Genomic DNA, 17,276 nt, shown 5'->3' with positions numbered 1-17,276 from the left:
CAAGCCCGCTCTCAAGCGTTGGATATGTGAGGGGTGGCTGTGTTTGATCCAACTGGGCATTTTGTCCTTGATAAATGCGCCATGGGGTCCTGCAACCTGTATCACGGGTGTTCCCGTCATTGAGTCTCTCCTGATAACTCATTCAATAAGTCATCAGAAAACCTCGCCTGCGCCCTGCTCAGGTGGTAACTATTTACCGCACGGGCCAGTGCTTGGTCACGTTACTGGCCCATTCTCATCGGCGGAATTTATGAGCGGCTGACCCCATTGGCTTTGAAGAGCCATTCAAACGCTTGCTCCAGTGTGGGTGCCGGCGTCTGCAATGGATTCGCGCTGATCTGTTCGGCGGTGCGCTGGAACAGGTCTTTGACCCCCGGCAGCACGGCCACCGGCATATCGGCGGCGCGCAATTGGCGCTCAGCCTCTTCAACCTCTTTGAGACGACGTGGCGCATGCAGCACGTGCGTGCGGATCAAAGCGCCGAGGAAATCGCGCAGGCTGGCTTGATCAATGTCGCTCAAGGCGTCGTGCAGTTTGTCGGTCACGCCCTGTTTTTCTGCGGCCATAAAGCACTCGATGGTCAGCGCCTCCAGCCCTTTGGTAAACACGCTGCGCAGAATTTTGAGCGCTGCCGCATCGCCCGCCGCGCCACCTTCAACCGCCTTGAGCGGTGCGCCGATGGCCGCGTACAGGCGCTGCGCAGGCTCAATGCCGGGACCTGCGCCCAGCAAGTTGGTCTTCTCATGGGTCAGCGCGATGGCGCCGAGAATTGCCACGTCGACGTACACGATGCCCGATTGCGCCGCCTGTTCGGCAGCGATTCTGATCTGCGCCGGGTCTGCTGTCGTCATGTCGATGTACAGCGCGCCCTTGCGCATGTGGGCCAGCGCCTGCTCGGCCACAACCAGCGACACGGTGCCGAATACGCACGACACGACAACGTCGCAGTCTGCAGCGATAGCGCCGACTGACGTGGCGATATCCAGGCCCAGCTCGGCGGCAAACGCCTGGGCGGTGGCTGAGGGTTTCAGGTCGCACAAAAGGATGTCATGCCCTGCCGCTGCCCACGGCCGCGCATAAGTGAGGCCGACTTCGCCCGCTCCGACAATTGCGATTTTCATTGTTAGGGTTTCCGATTATTTGGCCCCGTAGGCGCCCTTGTAAGTTCCGGACGCGATTTGCGCCATCATCTCTGCTTCTTTTTGTTCGGTCCCCAGGCACCGTTGCAACAGTTCTTCTGCCTGCTCGGCCGGGAACGCCACGATGCCATCGTGATCACCGACAACGATGTCGCCCGGCGAGACGATCATGCCGCCAATGCTGACCGGTACGTTGATCTCCCCCGGCCCGTTTTTATACGGGCCGCGATGGTAGGCGGCCCGGGCAAACACCGGGAAGCTGCCCTTGCCAATCGTCGCCAGATCACGAATGGCGCCGTCTACCACAATGCCTGCGGCGCCGCGTTTTTGCGCGATGGCGGTCATGATGTCGCCCATCAAGGCCCGGCTGATATCACCTCCGCCATCCACGACCAGCACTTGTCCGGGGCTCAGGATTTCCAGCGCCTGATGGATCGCACGATTGTCACCGCACGGGACTTTCACGGTCAGGGCGGTGCCGACCATGGTGCCTTCGATACGGTGGAATGGCGTGAGTGGCGCGCCAGGCAGGCGGTCCAGGCAATCACTGATAATGGACGTCGAGGTGCGGGCATAAGCGGCCAGCAGCGCATGCAAGTCTGACGTTGAGGCGATAGCGTTCATGGGTGTTCCTCAGGTGGCGTATGGCTTTGAGGATAAAGACCCTGAAAAATAGAAAAAGCGATATTATCGTATGCCCAAACATGCCCAACAGGAATGTTAATGATCAACCTCCGGCAACTCCTTGCGCTGCACTGGATCGAACGCCTCGGCACTTTCGAGCGTGCGGCCGAGCACCTCAATACCACGCAGTCAGCCATCTCCAAGCGCATACAGGAACTGGAGGCCTCCACGGGGCTGCAACTGTTCGACCGCTCGCAACGTGGTGCACGGCTCACGGCCATCGGCGAAGAAATGCTGGTGATCGCCCGGGAAATGCTCACCCTTGCAGAACGCATCACCTCACTCAAGGACGGCACCCACGTGGTGACCCGACGGCTCAGGCTGGGCGTGACCGAGCTGACGGCGCTGACATGGCTGCCCCGGCTGATTGCCAAACTGGTAGAGGATTTTCCGGGGCTAACGGTTGAGGCTGAAGTCGATATGAGCCGCAACCTCCATGAAAAGCTCGTGGATGATCTGGTGGACATGATTATCATCCCCGACACCTTCACAGCACCCGAGATCACTGCGGTGCCGCTGGGCATCGTTGAAAACGCCTGGATGGCAGCGCCCGGCGTCGTCGAGCATTCGGGGGTGGTCGGGCTGGCCGAACTGGCCAAGTACCCGCTGCTGGTACAAGGCAAAAAGTCGGGGTCGGGTTTATTTGTCAACAAGTGGCTGGGGACTATGGGTATTGAGCTGCCCAAGATGTTGTCCTCGGACAGCCTGACAGCCATGCTCGGGCTGACCGCCGCCGGGCTGGGTGTCACGTACCTGCCGCTGGAGTGCTTTCGCCCGCTGGTGGATGAGGGCAAATTGACGATCATACAAACAGACCCGCCCTTGCCACCTGTGCCCTACATGGCGATGTACCGAAATGACCGGCCCTCGGCGTTCGTGAGCGAAGTGGCGGTTCGGGCCGTCGAGCAATGTGATTTTTCGCGGCAACTGCAAAGCTGAAAAGGTGCAGATGACGGGCGTCAACGCACCTTCCCGGCGTGAACCGAAGCCCGTTAATGGGCAACCCGGTTACGCACTCGCCAGCGACTCGTCGTTGTTGGCCGGCTCGTTGATCGACAGTACAAAAACCAGCGCTGCCAATGAACACACGCCCAGGAAGATGAACACCGCCGTCCAGCTGTAGCTATCCAGGAGCAAGCCGGTGATCAGCGGAGCCATCGCCCCGCCGGCCTGGCCTGCGCTGTTGACCACAGAGGCCGCCACCGGATAAGTGGTGCGCGTGGTCAGGCCCATGGAGTACACGGAAAATGACGAGTAGCCGATGTTCAACAGAAAGCCCGTGCCAAACAACAGCAGGCTGACCGAGAGCAGGTCATTGGGCGCATACACCAAGGCAACCATCATCAGGCACGTGGCCACAGCGCTGATCATCATCGTTGGCTTTCTGCGACGGTCCAGCACGGTGTCAGACAACCAGCCCCCGACGATATTGCCCAGCACGCCGCCAGCAAAAGGCAAGGCCGCCACGAAGCCGATCTGCATCAGTTCAAAATGCTTCACTTCCCCCAGGTACTTGGGCAGCCAGGCGAGCAGCACGTTGACCACGCCGGTCATCAACAAATAGCCCAGACCGCAGCCCCATATGTTCCAGGACGCAAACACAGAGCGTGAGCTGGCCAGTCGCGGTGTTAGTTTGTAACGCAGCAGGGTGTCCAGCGCACCGAAGCTTTTGTGAGTGCGCACACTGTCGGTTTTGCTGGTCTGCTGGTCTTCGATGTAGGTGGCTTCTGCGTCATTGACCCGGCGACCCGCGCGTGGATCGTTGGGCACCAGCCACCACCAGATCAGCGCCAGCACGACGCCGGGGATGGCGAAAGCAAAGAACATCGTCCGCCATCCATCGAGCATGATCAGCGCTGCGCCAATGGGCGGAGCGATCACTGCACCCATCTTCGCCGCCGACAGAAAAGCCCCGGTGGCGAGGCCTTTTTCACGTGCCGGGAACCAGCGATTGATCGTACTCAGCATCGACAACGGCAGGGCCGCTTCGGCAATGCCCAGGGCTGAGCGATAGATTTTCAGCAACCCGAAATTATGCGCGGTGCCAATCAGCAGGGTGACGATGGAGGTCAAGCCAATGGAGACCGGCGCAACAACACGCACGCCCACTTTGCTGAGCAAAAAGCCTGCTGGAATTTGCCCCAGGGAATAAAACAGAAAGAACGCGCTGACCAGCAATCCCGCCTGGGCATTGGTCGCCCCGAACTCTTTCTGGATGTAGGGCAAGGCGATACCGATGTTGGCCCGATCGGCGGCGGCCAGCATGTAAACAACGACGATGACGGACAGAACAACCCAGCGATACTTTGACCTCGCCTGAGCGGCAACGTCGGTGGCGGCGATTGCGGTCATGAACATTCCTTTTTTTTATGCTTATTGGAGCCGCCATGTTCTGCATTCAGCGATGTCGATAAAAGCGATAAATAAGAAACCTTATTCATTCCTTTTTCGAATCATTAAGCGCCGCTATTCAGGGGTGTAACGGCAGGTGTTAGCGCAAAAAAAAGGCACGACACTTGGCCGGGTGTTCTCATCACTCCCCTTTGCCACGTGCAGTGCAAAGGGAAACAGGAGACTTCAACACCTTGGGCTCAAGCGCGTGCCGAACGCTCAGCGGAGCGAATCAAACAATCGTGACGTGTTTACGCCTGCTCAGTGGGCAGCAGTTCGGAAATCTCGATCAGGTTCAGATCAGGGTCGCGAAGATAAACAGAGCGAATAGGGCCGGTTGCCCCCGTGCGCTGCACGGGACCGAGCAGAATCGGCCAGTTCTCGGCTTCCAGGTGGGCGATGACCTCATCCAGGGTGACGGTGGCGATGAAACAAAGGTCGAGCGCCCCCGAGACGGGCAAATGAGCTTTGGGTTCGAACTCAAACCCGCGCACGTGAACGTTGATCTTCTGCTGGCCAAAATGGAACGCCATCCGCCCTCCCGGCGAAGGCACAAATTGCATGCCGAGCACACGCATGTAGAAGTCTTTGCACGCCTGCACATCAACGGTGGTCAGAACTAGGTGATCAAGGTGTTTAATCATGGGGCGCCCTCCAGAGTTTCGAACACAACCTGCTTATTCAAGGTTGATAGCGGTTCTAACATTAAATGCCCGTTCTCAGCGTCACATAAGGTCGGGCATTTAACGCGTGTGGGTTAAACGACGTTTCTTGGCTCGCCACGTACAAACGCTTCAATGTTGTCGACCAATTGATCGGCCAAACCTTGTACGGCCTCATCACTCGCCCACGCAACATGGGGGGTGAGAATAAAGTTGGGGCGATCCACCAGCGTCATGAACGGATGATCCGGCGCAGGCGGCTCGGCCATCACCACATCAAAACCCGCGCCAGAGATCTGCCCTGCTTCCAGGGCCGGGCCGACAGCACTTTCGTCCACCAACCCACCGCGTGCGGTATTGATCAGTAAAGGCTTGCGGCGCATCAGTGCAAACTCTGCGGCGCCAATCATGTTGCGGGTTTCGGGTAGCAACGGGCAGTGCAGGGTCAGGATGTCGGCTTCAGCCAACGTCTGCTCAAACGGCACATACAACGAGCCGAGCCCGGAGTGGCCTTTGTACCCGGCGAAAATCACCCGCATGCCGAGCCCGCGTGCCATATTGGCGACCGCCTGCCCCAGCACCCCATCACCGATGATGCCAAGGGTGGAGCCGGCCAGGTCCTTGATCGGGTAATCGAAGAAGCAGAACTGTTGCGCCTCTTGCCAGCGCCCTGCCCTCACCGCGTCACGGTACGCACAAATGCTCCGGCGCAAGGCAAAGATCAGGGCAAAGGTATGCTCTGGCACCGTGTTAACGGCGTAGTTGCGGATATTGCTGACCACGATGCCGCGCGCCTTGCACGCCGCAATGTCGACGTTATCGGTGCCCGTAGCGGCAATGGCCACCAGGCGAAGATTTTTCGCCGCAGCGATTACTTCACCGCTGAGCTTTACCTTGTTGAGCACAACGATGTCGGCATCGGCGATCCGCTCAGCCACTTGCTCGGGAGCGGTGCGCCCCCAGGACTGGATCTCATGCGCAAAGGACGGCGCCCGCAGCACGGTCTGTGGCGACAGCGTGTCCCGGTCAAGAATGACGATCTTCATGCTTTATAACCCAGGCGTGCCAACTGGGCATCAATCCAGGTGATATCCAGGCGGTCTTCTTCGATTTCTTTAACCGTCACTTTCTCTGCTGCGCACTTGCCCAGCGCGGCATCGAGGATCTGCTCGGCGGCTTCAAACGGCACGCACAGCAAGCCGTCAGCATCACCGAGTATCAGGTCACCGGGGTTGATCACCATGCCGCTGATGGCGATTGGCACGTTGATTTCGCCAGGCCCGTCCTTGTACGGGCCACGGTGGGTGATCCCGGCGGCATACACCGGAAAGTCACCGGCCTGGATCGCATCGATGTCGCGAATCGCCCCATTGAGCACGATGCCGCCAAGGCCGCGCTTGTTAGCCGTTGCCACCATCAGCTCGCCCATCAGCGCGTTCGTCAGGTCGCCGCCGCCGTCCACCACAATCACGTCACCGGGTTGTGCCAGATGCAAAGCCTTGTGGATCATCAGGTTGTCACCCGGACGAGCTTTGACCGTGAAGGCAGGCCCCGCCAACACACCGCCTTTGTGATACGGACGCAACTGAGTACCGCCAGCAGTCATTCGCCCCATGCAGTCACTGACGTTGGCAACCGGGACTGCGCGAAAACTGTCGACCAGTGCGGCGCTGACTTGGCGTGTACGAGGGAGGATTCGAAGTCCGATCATTGTTGTTTTCCATCTTGACGGAGTGGGCGGTCGGCAATGTGCCAGCCGGGGTACAGGTGTGGATGCCAGCCGCCTTCAAGCCAGGGGCCCAGCTGGCATCACCTGCGGGTTGACGCCACTTTAGGAGAAGGTTTCGCCTGTAAAAAGCGAATTAAAGAAGGCAAAAATGTTCGAAAAAAGTGATGAGTCAGTGGCTCGTCAGACCACTAAAAGGGCATTTCGCAGCGGCCCAAACTGCCCCCGCCATTGCCCGCAGGTGCCGCCCCGCGCCCCCTGTGTGCTGGCAGCTATGGTAGATTGCCGCGTAAACCAATGGCTCTCACTTGGGATCTTTGTCATTACGGAGGATATATGTCCGACACGCTTTCTCAGCTTGAATCCGACCTTAACGGCCCCTTGGTCGCGTCTGCCCACCTGGTGGTAGAAGGCCAAGTGCCGGCGTCGGAGTTTGAGTTCGGCATGATCCTGACGTGGAACGCTTTTTCAAGGTGGGCCACCTCCTGCATGAGCGCGGCCGGAGCACCGGATCTGGGCATGGTCGACATCATGGTGCTGAACCATATTTGCCACCGTGGCAAACAGAAGAAGCTCGCCGATATCTGCTTTACCTTGAATTTTGCAGACACCCACATCGTCTCTTACTCCCTGCGCAAGCTGTCGGGGAGCTTGCTGATCAGTTCCAAAAAGATTGGCAAGGAAGTGTTCTACAGCCCGACCAAAAAGGGCCTGGCGCTGGTAGAGCGGTATGTGACGGTACGCACCAAATGCCTGGTGCCGAGCATCGATCAAAACCTGGTCGAAAAACTCAGTTCAACGGCCCGGACGTTGAGAGAAATGTCTGGCACGTATGACCAGGCAGCGAGGGCAGCTTCTTCACTGGTTTGACCCCACAAGCTTTACGCAATTACTCGACGCGATGTTACCTTTTGTAGCGACTTTGCTCCCTTAGGTAGCATTGCCAAAATAGCGTCGCGAGCTGAAAAATCCTTTCCCCGCCGAATTCTCGGCAAAAAATCGCAAAAAACAAAATCTAACTTTTAGCTTAACTTTCAATTAGTTATATCCATTAAAAAGCACTTTAAAGACTAAACGAAGACAAAACACATTCGAATCGTAAACGTTGGCGTGCTCCATGCAACGCCTCCCGCACGGCATCTGTCGTTCGGTGAGCACCTGCATTTGGAATAGCCATGATTCTTTTTGAACCCACATTAGCAACGTCAAGGGCCGTTGATACCGCTGTGCGAATTTCGCTAGCAGGTACCAACGGCCTGCTTCTGGATGTGTCCTGCGGCCCTTATGACAAGGCGCTGCAACAACGGCTTTGGGCGTTGAACAACACCCTGCGTGATCCGCAAAGTTTTCCAGGGTTAGTCGAAACCGTGCCAGGGGTTAACAACCTGCTGGTCATCTACGACCCCCGCAAGATCCCGCCAGATGCAGCGGCGCAGGTGTTGTCCGACCTGTGGATCAGTTCCAGCCCCACGCCCATCAATGGCAAGCACTTCGTTATCGACATGATCTACGGCGGCGAACACGGGATGGACCTGGACTACGTCGCCGAACAAACGGGGCTCACCCAGCGTGACGTCATTGCCCTGCACAGCTCGGTCACTTACACCGTGGCCGCGCTTGGGTCGATGCCGGGCTTTCCCTATCTCGTGGGGTTGCCCCCGGCGCTTGAAGTCCCTCGCCGTCAAATCCCGCGCACCTTGATCCCAAAAGGCAGCGTGGTAATCGCCGGTGAGCAGGCGTCTGTCTTCCCGTGCCCAGGACCGTGCGGCTGGCACGTCATCGGCCACGCCGACTTTGATGGCTTTGACAACCAGGCAATGCCGCCTGCGCTGTTGAGCCCCGGTGACACCCTGGTATTTCGTCCAAAGGCGCAATTGAAATGATGGAAATCCTCTCTAACGGTCCTCTCAACATCATTGTCGATCGCGGTCGTATCGGGTTCCTGGCCAGCGGTGTCAGCCGCAGCGGCGCCATTGACAGCCTGAGCTACGAGCTCGGCAACGCGATGCTGGGCAATTCACGCGAGGCTGCCAGCATTGAGATCAACAACTTCCCGTTCAAGGTGCGCATGAGCGAAGCGTGCTGTGTTGCCATTACCGGCGCGCTAAGCACTAGCCGAATCGGGCAAAAACGACACGCGCCGTGGTCACGGTTAAAGGTCAATGCGGGTGAAACACTGGTCATCGAAGCGCCTCAAGAAGGCCGCTGTGTTTACCTGGCAATCGAGGGCGGCATTGAGGTGCAACGGGTGCTCAACTCTTGCGCCACCGACCTTAAAGCCGCGTTCGGAGGCCACGAAGGTAAAGCCCTGGCGAAAGGCGGCAGGCTTCGCAGCTCGCCCCGCAACAGCGCTGCATCGGCCGCCCCATCGAGTCTCTTCGACCCGGCACTGCAAGCGTACTGGCGGGCGCTGAGTGAAGCGGGAACCACGGTTCGCGTCTTGCCCTCGGCCGAGTGGCAAGAGTTCTCGGACGAGAGCAAAGAGCGTTTCTTCAACACCCATTACACCGTCGGGCGCAGTTCCAACAGGCAAGGTTACAGACTGTCTGGCGCCGTGCTGAAGCGCACCGTCAACCGTGAGTTGCTCTCCCACGGAATCGTCCCCGGAACGGTGCAGATACCCACCAGCGGCGAGCCGATCATTCAACTGGTCGACGCCAATACCTGCGGCGGCTACCCCAAGCTGGTGAACGTGATTGAAGCCGACCTCTGGAAACTGGGCCAACTGATGCCGGGGCGCACCCTTAGGTTCGAGCTTACCGACATCGACGCCGCCCTCAGCGCAGGCGCCCAGCGGCATTCCTTGTTTGAAACGACCGCGACGCAGTGGCGGTAAGTGTTTGTAGTTGATCTGAAAAAAGTGGAAGAGGAAAAATGCACAGCAAAGATCTTGAACGATTGATTGATAGCTTCGAGCGCTCGACTCTCCTTGAGTTGAAGTACACCCAAGGGAACACCAAAGTCCATCTCGGTCGCCGACAACAAACGCCTGTCAGTACAACCGATACACCTCTCAAGCCCGCAGCCACTGTGGTTGTGCCAGCACCCGCCGCACCACTGGATGAGCACCTGATCGCCGCCCCGATGGCAGGCATCGTGTACCTGCGCCCCTCCCCGGCAAAGCCTGACTTCACCAGCGTCGGCAGCCAGGTCAGTGAAGGCGACACCCTCGCGGTGATTGAAGCGATGAAATTATTCAACCCGCTGGAGGCCGAGTTTGCCTGCGAGATCGTCGAGATCCTGGTGGCGGATGGTGAAGACGTTGAGCGCGGCACCCCCATTTATCGAGCCAGGAAGGTTAACCATGTTTGACAAGGTATTGATCGCAAACCGGGGTGAAGTCGCGTTGCGTATCTGGCGTGCCTGTAAATCACTGGGCCTGCAAACCGTGGCGGTGTATTCAAAAGCCGACCGCGACTTGCGCCATGTAAAGCTGGCAGACACCTCCATTTGCATCGGCCCGGCTTCGGCTTCCAAAAGCTATCTGTTGCAGCAAAAAATCCTGCTGGCGGCAAAACTCACGGGGGCGCAGGCCATTCATCCGGGGTATGGTTTTCTGTCCGAGAACGCCGGGTTCGTCAAAGCGGTTGAGGACGCAGGCCTGACATTCATAGGCCCGTCATCCGAGGCCATTGCGTGCATGGGCGACAAGGTGCGCGCCAAGCAGGCGATGATTGCAGCCGGTATTCCGTGTGTACCGGGCTCAGATGGCGCGGTGCCTGATAGCGATGCAGAGATCCTCGAGTGCGGCACAAAAGTCGGCTACCCGCTGATTATCAAAGCGGCCGGTGGCGGGGGTGGCCGTGGTATGCGAGTGGTCAATGCGCAATCGGAGCTGCTGCGCTCGGTCAGCCTGACGCGCGAAGAGGCCAACGCTGCCTTTGGCAACCCGGTGGTCTACATGGAGCGATTCCTTCAGACACCGCGTCACGTCGAGATTCAGGTGCTGGCCGATCAGCATGGCAATGCGCTGTGGCTGGGTGAGCGAGACTGTTCCACGCAACGCCGACACCAAAAATTGATTGAAGAATCCCCTGCGCCGGGCGTCGGCCGGGATTTGATCCAGGAGATTGGCCAGTTGTGCGTGAAAGCGTGCCTGGCGATTGGCTATGTCGGTGCCGGGACCTTCGAGTTTCTCTACGAAAACGGCGAGTTCTTTTTCATCGAAATGAACACCCGTGTTCAAGTCGAGCACCCGGTCACCGAGATGGTCACCGGCGTCGACATCGTCGCCGAGCAAATTCGAGTGGCCATGGGCCTGCCACTGTCGATCAGCCAGGATCAGATTGTATTTTCAGGCCACGCCATCGAGTGCCGTATCAACGCAGAAGACCCATGGTCTTTTGCACCGTCAGCCGGCACGGTAAGTGACTGGTTGCCACCAGGTGGTCCGGGTATTCGGGTCGAGTCACACCTCAAACCCGGGTTCAAAATCACCAGCCACTACGACTCCCTTATCGCCAAGGTTATTGCCCATGGCTCAACGCGAGAGCAAGCCATCGAGCGAATGAAAGTGGCGCTCAGTGAACTGGTGATCGCCGGTGTTGATTCAAATATCCCCTTGCAACTGGAGATATTGGGCACACAGCAGTTTGCTCAAGGCGGGGCGAACATTCATTACCTGGAGCATTATCTTGACCAGCGAGAAGGGAGCCAGCAGTCATGACCATTGATGAAATTGAATTATTGATCCATCGACTGCAAGGGTCGAGCATCCGCTCATTAACCGTTGAAGATGAACGTTATTCTTTAAGCCTTGAGTTTGGCAGCGCAACGACAACCGTGAGCGTTGCAGAACCCGCGCTGGCAGCGCCTGCCAAGACTCTAGAACAGGGCACAGTGATTGAATCACCCGAGATGGGTGTTTTTTATCATCAGCATCCCTTTACCGGGGCCACGACTGACCTCTGCGGACAACAGGTGACACCTGACATGATCATTGGTTATGTCGTCGTTGAAACAACAATCGTACCGGTATACCCCAGCACCAGCGGAACATTGAAAAGTTATTCAGTCAGTAATGCTCACGTTGTGGGCTACGGAGATATCGTCGCAATACTTATATAACGCCCAGCCTGACGTTTAACCTGACAAGCAACATCACCACCGGTTTAGTGGCGCGACTTCTCACGCTCTGAATTTCTCTATAGATGAGAAAAAGCGATGATATTCCATACCAATAAATCGCTATAGCCATGATAAGCGGTGGTGTATGTTGCAAGTGGCTTACAGCAAACAAATACAATAACAATTACTAGCTACTACGGGTTAATGCTTCGGCACCTGCTCTTTCCCTACTGTCTAGTGGTTACATCTCAAAAGTTCTCGGATTCCTCCGGCGAGATAAACACCTATGATAAAAGATACTGCAGTTCTGCATTATTCATTCGATGAAACTTCATCCGAACCTCAATCCCCCTGGAAAGCCTCTATTGTTGCAGGCATGGGTTCAGCCGTTGAGTACTATGACTTTGCGATATATGGCTTATTGGCCAGCACGTTGGCGAAAGTATTCTTTCCGGCCATGAATTCATTTGAGGCCCTTCTTTCTGCACTTGCCGTTTTCGCCAGTGCTTTCATCATGCGCCCATTGGGGGGCATCTTTTTCGGTCGCCTGGGTGACCGTCGGGGCCGTTCGTACACATTGGTTGCGACGGTCATCGGCATCGGTATTGTCAGCGGCATCGTCGGGATACTACCGACCTACGATCAAGCGGGAGTGCTTGCCCCTGTGATGCTGGTGGCCTGCAGACTGGCGCAGGGGTTTTTCGCGGGAGGCGAAGCCAGCGGTGCCGCCACGTACATATCCGAGTGTGCTCCCGCCAACAAACGCGGGTTCTTCGGTGCCTTCAACCCGGCGGGTGTTGCCATTGGTATTGCCACCGCCGCGGGCATGGCGGGCGCGGTCAGTTTCATGATCACCCCGCAAGAAATGGTGGCGTGGGGCTGGCGTATTCCATTTTTGATCTGCATTCCCTTTATCGGCCTCACCTTATGGGCACGGATGAAGCTGGAGGATTCCCCCAAATTCAAAAGCCTGGTGGAATCAAATGAAGTGGTTAAAGCCCCGGTTCGCGAAGTATTCACGCTCCATAGAAAATCGCTGTATCTGGCGGTATCCATTGCCTTTGCGCAGAACTGCACCGCCTACTTGGGCATTGTTTATTTAAACCTGCATATGACCCGAACCCTGGGCTATGAAACAGGCAAAGTCTTTTGGCTGATGGCGGCCAGCACCTTGGCCGCGGCCTTGGCAATGCCCCTGTTCGGTCAAATATCTGACCGGGTGGGTCGTAAAACATTAATGATCATTGGTTATGCCAGCTATATCGTTGTTATCCCCATTTCAATGTACTTGATGTCACTTGGCAGTTTCCCACTGGCCAGCTTCGCCGCCCTGCTCGCCTTTTTGCCGTTTGCCATTGTTCAGGCCCAGGGTTACACCGTTTACGGCGAGTTATTTCCAACCCGTGTGCGTTACACCGGCATGGCCATGAGTTTTAACGTGGGCGCTATTTTTGGCGGCGCCAGCACGCCGTTTATCTGCACTTGGCTGGTCGAAAATACCGGCAACTCAATGTCACCGGCCATTTGGACAAGCTTGGCCGCCATGATTTCCATTATTGCCCTGAGCAAGATGAAAGATGTCACCGGACAAGAACTCACCAACTAACTAAAGGAGTGTCACCGTGCTTAAGTCTGTCGATATTAACTGCGATATGGGTGAGGGCTTTGGTCCTTACACCATTGGTCAGGATGACGAAATGCTGGATGTTGTTACCACGTCCAACCTTGCCTGTGGCTTTCATGCGGGCGACTTCAAGATCATGGCCGATATTTGCGCAAAGGCTAAGCAAAAAGGCGTCGCGGTTGGCGCTCATCCGGGTTACCCCGATCTGTGGGCCTTTGGTCGTCGGCATCAGGAATTCTCCCAGGACGAACTCCGCCAACTGTTGGCCTATCAGATTGGCGCGGCATGGGCGATGGCCAGGTCGGTCGGCCACCGCTTGACCCATGTAAAAGCCCATGGTGCCTTGGGGCATTTGGTTGCAGACAATGAAATGGCAGCTCAGGCGTTAATTGAGACGATCCAGAAAGTCGACGACACGCTCATTCTGTCGACCATGGCCGGCGTCACCCTCGAACGCCTCGCCGAGAGTGCCGGGGTGGCGTACGTTACCGAGATCTATGCCGACCGCGCTTACCTTGATTCCGGCCGCCTTGTGCCAAGAACGCAGCCAGGTGCGGTGATTCATGACGCCGACCAGGCGGCAGCACGGGTGATGCAGATGATCGAAGAAAGCGCAATTATCACCCAGTCGGGCAAGCGTATTCCGGTGTCCATCGACACCATCTGCGTCCATGGGGATACCGACGGCGCGCTGCAGATGGCGAAAAAAGTGCGGGCCTCCCTTGAGCAAGCAGGCATCGCGGTGAAGCCCTATTGCCAACCTGAGTAATTAACCGCCCCAAGCAAAACGCCCAACTTCGTGTTGGGCGTTTTGTTTTTGACATTTAACACATAGTTATTTAAACAACAGCCTTATGCACTGCCAAAGTTCAATACTGCTGAATAGCACGCACACACGTAAAGTTGATACTGACCACCACAACTCCACGCGCACCCGCCCATAACAATAACTGTTGCAGCATTAATTAACGTACATAACTCAATTATTCAGAACATCAAGAGGGAAGAGACTATCTGGCGTGGTGGGCTGATTCCTGGAATGAACCTTCAGTTGAAGGTAATGGGGCCATATTCCCATGCCATTTAGCAATGACCAGCGGCGCCAGCGCATTACCCAGGACATTCAGAGTGGTTGTTGCCATGTCTATGATCCGGTAAATACCGGCGATGAACGCAATGCCTTCCAGCGGAAGCCCCGCACTGGCAAGGGTCGCCGACAAGATAACGATCATGAATCCAGGGACACCCGCAGCGCCTTTCGACGTCAACACCATCGTGACCACCAGCATCGCCTGTTGCGCCATCGTCAGTTCAATGCCGTACAACTGCGCCACGAAAAGTGTGCCGATTCCGAGGAATATCGCCGCACCATCAAGGTTGAAGGAATAACCGATCGGTACCACAAAACTCACCAGTTCACGCGGGGCACCGTACCGTTCCAGTTTGACCATCAACTGAGGCATGACCGCTGCAGAACTGGCCGTGGAGAAGGCAAGCACCAGTTCATCCTTGATATGGCGGACCAGCGCCAACAAGGAAATACCCGCACACCTTGCAACAGCCCCCAATACCACTGCGCCAAACAGGAACATCGACACGTAGGCAACAATGACCAGCTTGGCCAACGGCAGCAATGACGAAAAACCGAAGTTGGCCACCGTGACCGAGATCATCCCGAAAACGCCAATGGGCGAGTAAGCCATCACCATGGACGTCACCCGGAACATGGCATCGCTGACACCTCTAAACACATTCAGCACCGGCTCCTTGCGCTCCCGGGGCAAGCTTGAAAGGCCCAAGCCGAACATAACCGCAAAGAACAGGACCGGGAGCAAACTGCCTTTGGCCATGGCCTCGACGACGTTCTCCGGAACAATCCCCAGAATCAACCCGGCCACACCCTGGTGCCCTCCCGTGGGCACGCTCACCGCTACTGCGTGCAAGGCATTAAGGTTGGTGCCTGTGCCGGGTTTGAGCACATTGCCCATGACCAGACCACAGATAATCGCAACCGTGGTGACGCAAAAGAAGTAGATGAGCGTTTTGGCCCCCAAGCGGCCTAACGCTTTGGTATCGCCCTGGCCTGCAACGCCAACAACCATGCAACAAAAAACAATGGGGATCACAATCATCTTCATCATCTTGATGAAAAGATCCCCCGCGGGTTGCAGCACGTTGGTAATTAACCAAGGGCGCGCATCAGGGTAGTAATTAAGAATGGCACCCACAGCAATGCCGGTTATCAGGCCGATCAGAATCTGAGCGACCAGTGGAATACGTGGCTTATGCATGTCCGTCTCACACGTTAATTAGTGGCAGGATCTTGTTTTATAAAAAAGGGGGCTTACGCCCCCGTGCCTTTCAGCAAGGCGGTCATGATCAGCGCAACGCTTCACAGGCGCGGCGGATTCGCGCACAACCGTCCTGGATCACCGCTTCGCCACTGGCAAAGGACAACCGCACGTAGGGGCTGATGCCATAGGCCTCGCCCACGACCGTGGCAACGCCCGCCTCCTCCAGCCAGTACTTGACGACATCGCCGTCGGTGTTCAGCACCTGCCCACGCGGGGTGGTCTTGCCCAGGAGTCCTTTGACGTTGACGAATACGTAGAAAGCGCCGTCCGGGACGGTCCAGGTCAGGCCTGGCACGCCTTCAAGTGCAAGCAGCATGATGTCGCGGCGGCCCTTGTAGAGCGTCGACATTGCCTGGACCGGACCTTGATCTCCGCTGAACGCCGCAACCGCCGCCGCCTGGCTGATCGAGCTTGGGCAGGTAGTGCTCTGGGACAGCAACTTGCCAATCGCAGCAATCAGCCATTTCGGGCCCGCGCCAAAGCCCAGACGCCAACCCGTCATCGCGTAGCCTTTTGACGCCCCGTTAACAATCAGGGTGCGTTCCTTCAGATCGGGAGCGGCGGCCGGGAATGAGACATAAGGCTCATCGCCATACACAAAGTGCTCGTAGATTTCGTCAGCCATGATCAGCACATGGGGGTGATCACGAAGCACTTGAGCCAGTGCTTGCAGCTCGGCAACGCTGTACACAGCGCCGCTGGGATTGTTCGGGCTGTTCAGAATGACCCACTTGGTCCGTGGCGTTATGGCGTCTTCAAGTTCAGCCGGGGTCAGCTTGAAACCGTTGCTTTCGTGGCCATGGATAACGACCGGCGTGCCGCCATTGAGGCGAGTGATGTCGGGGTAAGAAACCCAGTAAGGCGTGTGGACGATGACCTCGTCGTCAGGGTTGAGGGTGGCCGCCAGCGCTTCAAAAATAATTTGCTTGCCGCCCGACCCGGCCACCACCTCTTTGAGGCTGTACTCCAGGGCGTTGTCACGCGCCAGCTTGGTCACGATGGCATGGCGCAGCAAAGGTGTCCCAAGGGTGCTGGTGTAATGAGTATCGCCAGACGCCATGGCCTCGCGCGCCGCCGCAACGATATGCGCCGGCGTGTTGAGATCAGGCTCACCCACGGTGAAGTTCACAATGTCCTGACCTTGTGCCCGCAACTGCGCCACCAGGGCGTTGGCAGCCACACTCGGGGACGGGGCAATACTCAGGACCCGCTCGGACAAAAACGCGTTTTTCATTTTATTTTTTCTCGCCGCAAACTGATGTCAGCCAAAGCGGAGTTGATCGACAGGGATCAGCAGATCCCTGTCGATCGCAGCCTTGACGTGTCTTACGGTCATGCCGCCAACGCTGAGGTTCAGCTTGCTGCGTAGAGGGACAGTGGGGGGACCAACCTGAAGACGAAACTGAACCCTTAGCGATGGACAATCATCACCGTGGGGTCGATCTTAGGCTGCCCGCAAGAATACTTTTAGCGACATTAAATGATGATTTTTCATCGCTTTTAGTGATGTTTATTAAGGCTTAAAACTCGCTTGTACGTTCGGCCCGGCGATGTAAGGATCGTCTCGTCTCAGGCGGCCCCGGTACCGAATAAAGCACTGTTTAAACAACACTGTCGGGCTGCCATTCG

General features: G+C 56.9%; 17 protein-coding genes. 9 read left to right on the top strand and 8 right to left on the bottom strand.

Annotated elements, in window-relative coordinates:
• Nucleotides 1-248: 248 nt before the first annotated feature.
• Together QMX84_RS04620 and QMX84_RS04615 are read right to left on the bottom strand one after the other, a co-directional pair.
• Nucleotides 249-1,121, bottom strand: coding sequence for an NAD(P)-binding domain-containing protein (locus QMX84_RS04620; RefSeq protein ID WP_282363300.1), 873 nt, complete (start codon nt 1,119-1,121; stop codon nt 249-251).
• Nucleotides 1,122-1,136: 15 nt separating this feature from the next.
• Nucleotides 1,137-1,763, bottom strand: coding sequence for an RraA family protein (locus QMX84_RS04615; protein WP_048370487.1), 627 nt, complete (start codon nt 1,761-1,763; stop codon nt 1,137-1,139).
• Nucleotides 1,764-1,862: 99 nt separating this feature from the next.
• On the opposite strand from QMX84_RS04615, the gene QMX84_RS04610 reads away from it, so the two are divergent.
• A complete protein-coding gene (locus QMX84_RS04610; RefSeq protein ID WP_262126544.1) occupies nt 1,863-2,762 on the top strand; it encodes a LysR family transcriptional regulator in 900 nt (299 codons plus the stop codon).
• 69 nt (nt 2,763-2,831) lie between these two features.
• On the opposite strand, the gene QMX84_RS04605 is transcribed toward QMX84_RS04610, so the two are convergent.
• The 4 genes from QMX84_RS04605 to QMX84_RS04590 form a co-directional block, all read right to left on the bottom strand.
• A complete protein-coding gene (locus tag QMX84_RS04605) occupies nt 2,832-4,175 on the bottom strand; it encodes an MFS transporter (protein WP_282363299.1) in 1,344 nt (447 codons plus the stop codon).
• Nucleotides 4,176-4,465: 290 nt separating this feature from the next.
• Nucleotides 4,466-4,858 carry a VOC family protein gene (locus tag QMX84_RS04600; RefSeq protein ID WP_048370493.1) on the bottom strand — a complete coding sequence of 131 codons (393 nt, stop codon included), beginning with the start codon at nt 4,856-4,858 and terminating at the stop codon, nt 4,466-4,468.
• Between the two features lie 113 nt (nt 4,859-4,971).
• The gene (locus QMX84_RS04595; protein ID WP_153335476.1) at nt 4,972-5,922 is read right to left on the bottom strand and encodes a D-2-hydroxyacid dehydrogenase; all 951 of its coding nucleotides are present in this window, start codon (nt 5,920-5,922) and stop codon (nt 4,972-4,974) included.
• Complete coding sequence (locus tag QMX84_RS04590; RefSeq protein ID WP_282363298.1) at nt 5,919-6,587, bottom strand: RraA family protein; 669 nt, start codon at nt 6,585-6,587, stop codon at nt 5,919-5,921. Before QMX84_RS04590 ends, QMX84_RS04595 begins: the two co-directional genes overlap by 4 nt.
• Before the next feature lie 351 nt (nt 6,588-6,938).
• On the opposite strand from QMX84_RS04590, the gene QMX84_RS04585 reads away from it, so the two are divergent.
• The 8 genes from QMX84_RS04585 (at nt 6,939) to QMX84_RS04550 (ending at nt 14,062) form a co-directional block, all read left to right on the top strand.
• Complete coding sequence (locus tag QMX84_RS04585) at nt 6,939-7,472, top strand: winged helix DNA-binding protein (protein WP_048370499.1); 534 nt, start codon at nt 6,939-6,941, stop codon at nt 7,470-7,472.
• Between the two features lie 356 nt (nt 7,473-7,828).
• Nucleotides 7,829-8,485, top strand: coding sequence for a 5-oxoprolinase subunit PxpB (pxpB, locus tag QMX84_RS04580; RefSeq protein ID WP_282363297.1), 657 nt, complete (start codon nt 7,829-7,831; stop codon nt 8,483-8,485).
• Nucleotides 8,482-9,438: a biotin-dependent carboxyltransferase family protein gene (locus QMX84_RS04575; protein ID WP_282363296.1), complete on the top strand. Its 957-nt coding sequence runs from the start codon at nt 8,482-8,484 to the stop codon at nt 9,436-9,438. Before pxpB ends, QMX84_RS04575 begins: the two co-directional genes overlap by 4 nt.
• 38 nt (nt 9,439-9,476) lie before the next feature.
• Nucleotides 9,477-9,914: a biotin/lipoyl-containing protein gene (locus QMX84_RS04570; RefSeq protein WP_262126538.1), complete on the top strand. Its 438-nt coding sequence runs from the start codon at nt 9,477-9,479 to the stop codon at nt 9,912-9,914.
• Nucleotides 9,907-11,268 carry an acetyl-CoA carboxylase biotin carboxylase subunit gene (accC, locus tag QMX84_RS04565; RefSeq protein ID WP_153330151.1) on the top strand — a complete coding sequence of 454 codons (1,362 nt, stop codon included), beginning with the start codon at nt 9,907-9,909 and terminating at the stop codon, nt 11,266-11,268. Before QMX84_RS04570 ends, accC begins: the two co-directional genes overlap by 8 nt.
• Nucleotides 11,265-11,669 (top strand): hypothetical protein, encoded by a 405-nt coding sequence (locus tag QMX84_RS04560; RefSeq protein ID WP_282363295.1) that lies wholly within the window; start codon nt 11,265-11,267, stop codon nt 11,667-11,669. The genes accC and QMX84_RS04560 overlap by 4 nt, the downstream gene beginning before the upstream one ends.
• 286 nt (nt 11,670-11,955) lie before the next feature.
• On the top strand, nt 11,956-13,275 hold the full coding sequence (locus tag QMX84_RS04555; protein ID WP_262126536.1) for an MFS transporter: 1,320 nt from the start codon (nt 11,956-11,958) through the stop codon (nt 13,273-13,275).
• A 16-nt stretch (nt 13,276-13,291) separates the two neighbouring features.
• Nucleotides 13,292-14,062 (top strand): 5-oxoprolinase subunit PxpA, encoded by a 771-nt coding sequence (locus QMX84_RS04550; protein WP_088500396.1) that lies wholly within the window; start codon nt 13,292-13,294, stop codon nt 14,060-14,062.
• Nucleotides 14,063-14,303: 241 nt separating this feature from the next.
• Here QMX84_RS04550 and QMX84_RS04545 read toward each other — a convergent pair whose 3' ends face one another.
• Nucleotides 14,304-15,584, bottom strand: a complete 1,281-nt coding sequence (locus QMX84_RS04545) for a cation:dicarboxylase symporter family transporter (protein WP_282363294.1) — start codon at nt 15,582-15,584, stop codon at nt 14,304-14,306.
• Between the two features lie 88 nt (nt 15,585-15,672).
• Nucleotides 15,673-16,881 carry a pyridoxal phosphate-dependent aminotransferase gene (locus tag QMX84_RS04540; RefSeq protein WP_282363293.1) on the bottom strand — a complete coding sequence of 403 codons (1,209 nt, stop codon included), beginning with the start codon at nt 16,879-16,881 and terminating at the stop codon, nt 15,673-15,675.
• Between the last annotated feature and the right edge of the window lie 395 nt (nt 16,882-17,276).

Origin of the sequence: Pseudomonas sp. PS01297, from assembly GCF_029959305.1 — a bacterium.
In the GTDB taxonomy this organism is placed as follows: domain Bacteria; phylum Pseudomonadota; class Gammaproteobacteria; order Pseudomonadales; family Pseudomonadaceae; genus Aquipseudomonas; species Aquipseudomonas helleri.
This window is presented reverse-complemented; position numbering and strand designations above follow the sequence as displayed.

What these genes read in the sequence shown, in the direction of transcription:
- QMX84_RS04620 (WP_282363300.1), bottom strand. Translation starts at nt 1,121, where the DNA reads ATGAAAATCGCAATTGTCGGAGCGGGCGAAGTCGGCCTCACTTATGCG.
- QMX84_RS04615 (WP_048370487.1), bottom strand. Translation starts at nt 1,763, where the DNA reads ATGAACGCTATCGCCTCAACGTCAGACTTGCATGCGCTGCTGGCCGCT.
- QMX84_RS04610 (WP_262126544.1), top strand. Translation starts at nt 1,863, where the DNA reads ATGATCAACCTCCGGCAACTCCTTGCGCTGCACTGGATCGAACGCCTC.
- QMX84_RS04605 (WP_282363299.1), bottom strand. Translation starts at nt 4,175, where the DNA reads ATGACCGCAATCGCCGCCACCGACGTTGCCGCTCAGGCGAGGTCAAAG.
- QMX84_RS04600 (WP_048370493.1), bottom strand. Translation starts at nt 4,858, where the DNA reads ATGATTAAACACCTTGATCACCTAGTTCTGACCACCGTTGATGTGCAG.
- QMX84_RS04595 (WP_153335476.1), bottom strand. Translation starts at nt 5,922, where the DNA reads ATGAAGATCGTCATTCTTGACCGGGACACGCTGTCGCCACAGACCGTG.
- QMX84_RS04590 (WP_282363298.1), bottom strand. Translation starts at nt 6,587, where the DNA reads ATGATCGGACTTCGAATCCTCCCTCGTACACGCCAAGTCAGCGCCGCA.
- QMX84_RS04585 (WP_048370499.1), top strand. Translation starts at nt 6,939, where the DNA reads ATGTCCGACACGCTTTCTCAGCTTGAATCCGACCTTAACGGCCCCTTG.
- QMX84_RS04575 (WP_282363296.1), top strand. Translation starts at nt 8,482, where the DNA reads ATGATGGAAATCCTCTCTAACGGTCCTCTCAACATCATTGTCGATCGC.
- QMX84_RS04570 (WP_262126538.1), top strand. Translation starts at nt 9,477, where the DNA reads ATGCACAGCAAAGATCTTGAACGATTGATTGATAGCTTCGAGCGCTCG.
- accC (WP_153330151.1), top strand. Translation starts at nt 9,907, where the DNA reads ATGTTTGACAAGGTATTGATCGCAAACCGGGGTGAAGTCGCGTTGCGT.
- QMX84_RS04560 (WP_282363295.1), top strand. Translation starts at nt 11,265, where the DNA reads ATGACCATTGATGAAATTGAATTATTGATCCATCGACTGCAAGGGTCG.
- QMX84_RS04555 (WP_262126536.1), top strand. Translation starts at nt 11,956, where the DNA reads ATGATAAAAGATACTGCAGTTCTGCATTATTCATTCGATGAAACTTCA.
- QMX84_RS04545 (WP_282363294.1), bottom strand. Translation starts at nt 15,584, where the DNA reads ATGCATAAGCCACGTATTCCACTGGTCGCTCAGATTCTGATCGGCCTG.
- QMX84_RS04540 (WP_282363293.1), bottom strand. Translation starts at nt 16,881, where the DNA reads ATGAAAAACGCGTTTTTGTCCGAGCGGGTCCTGAGTATTGCCCCGTCC.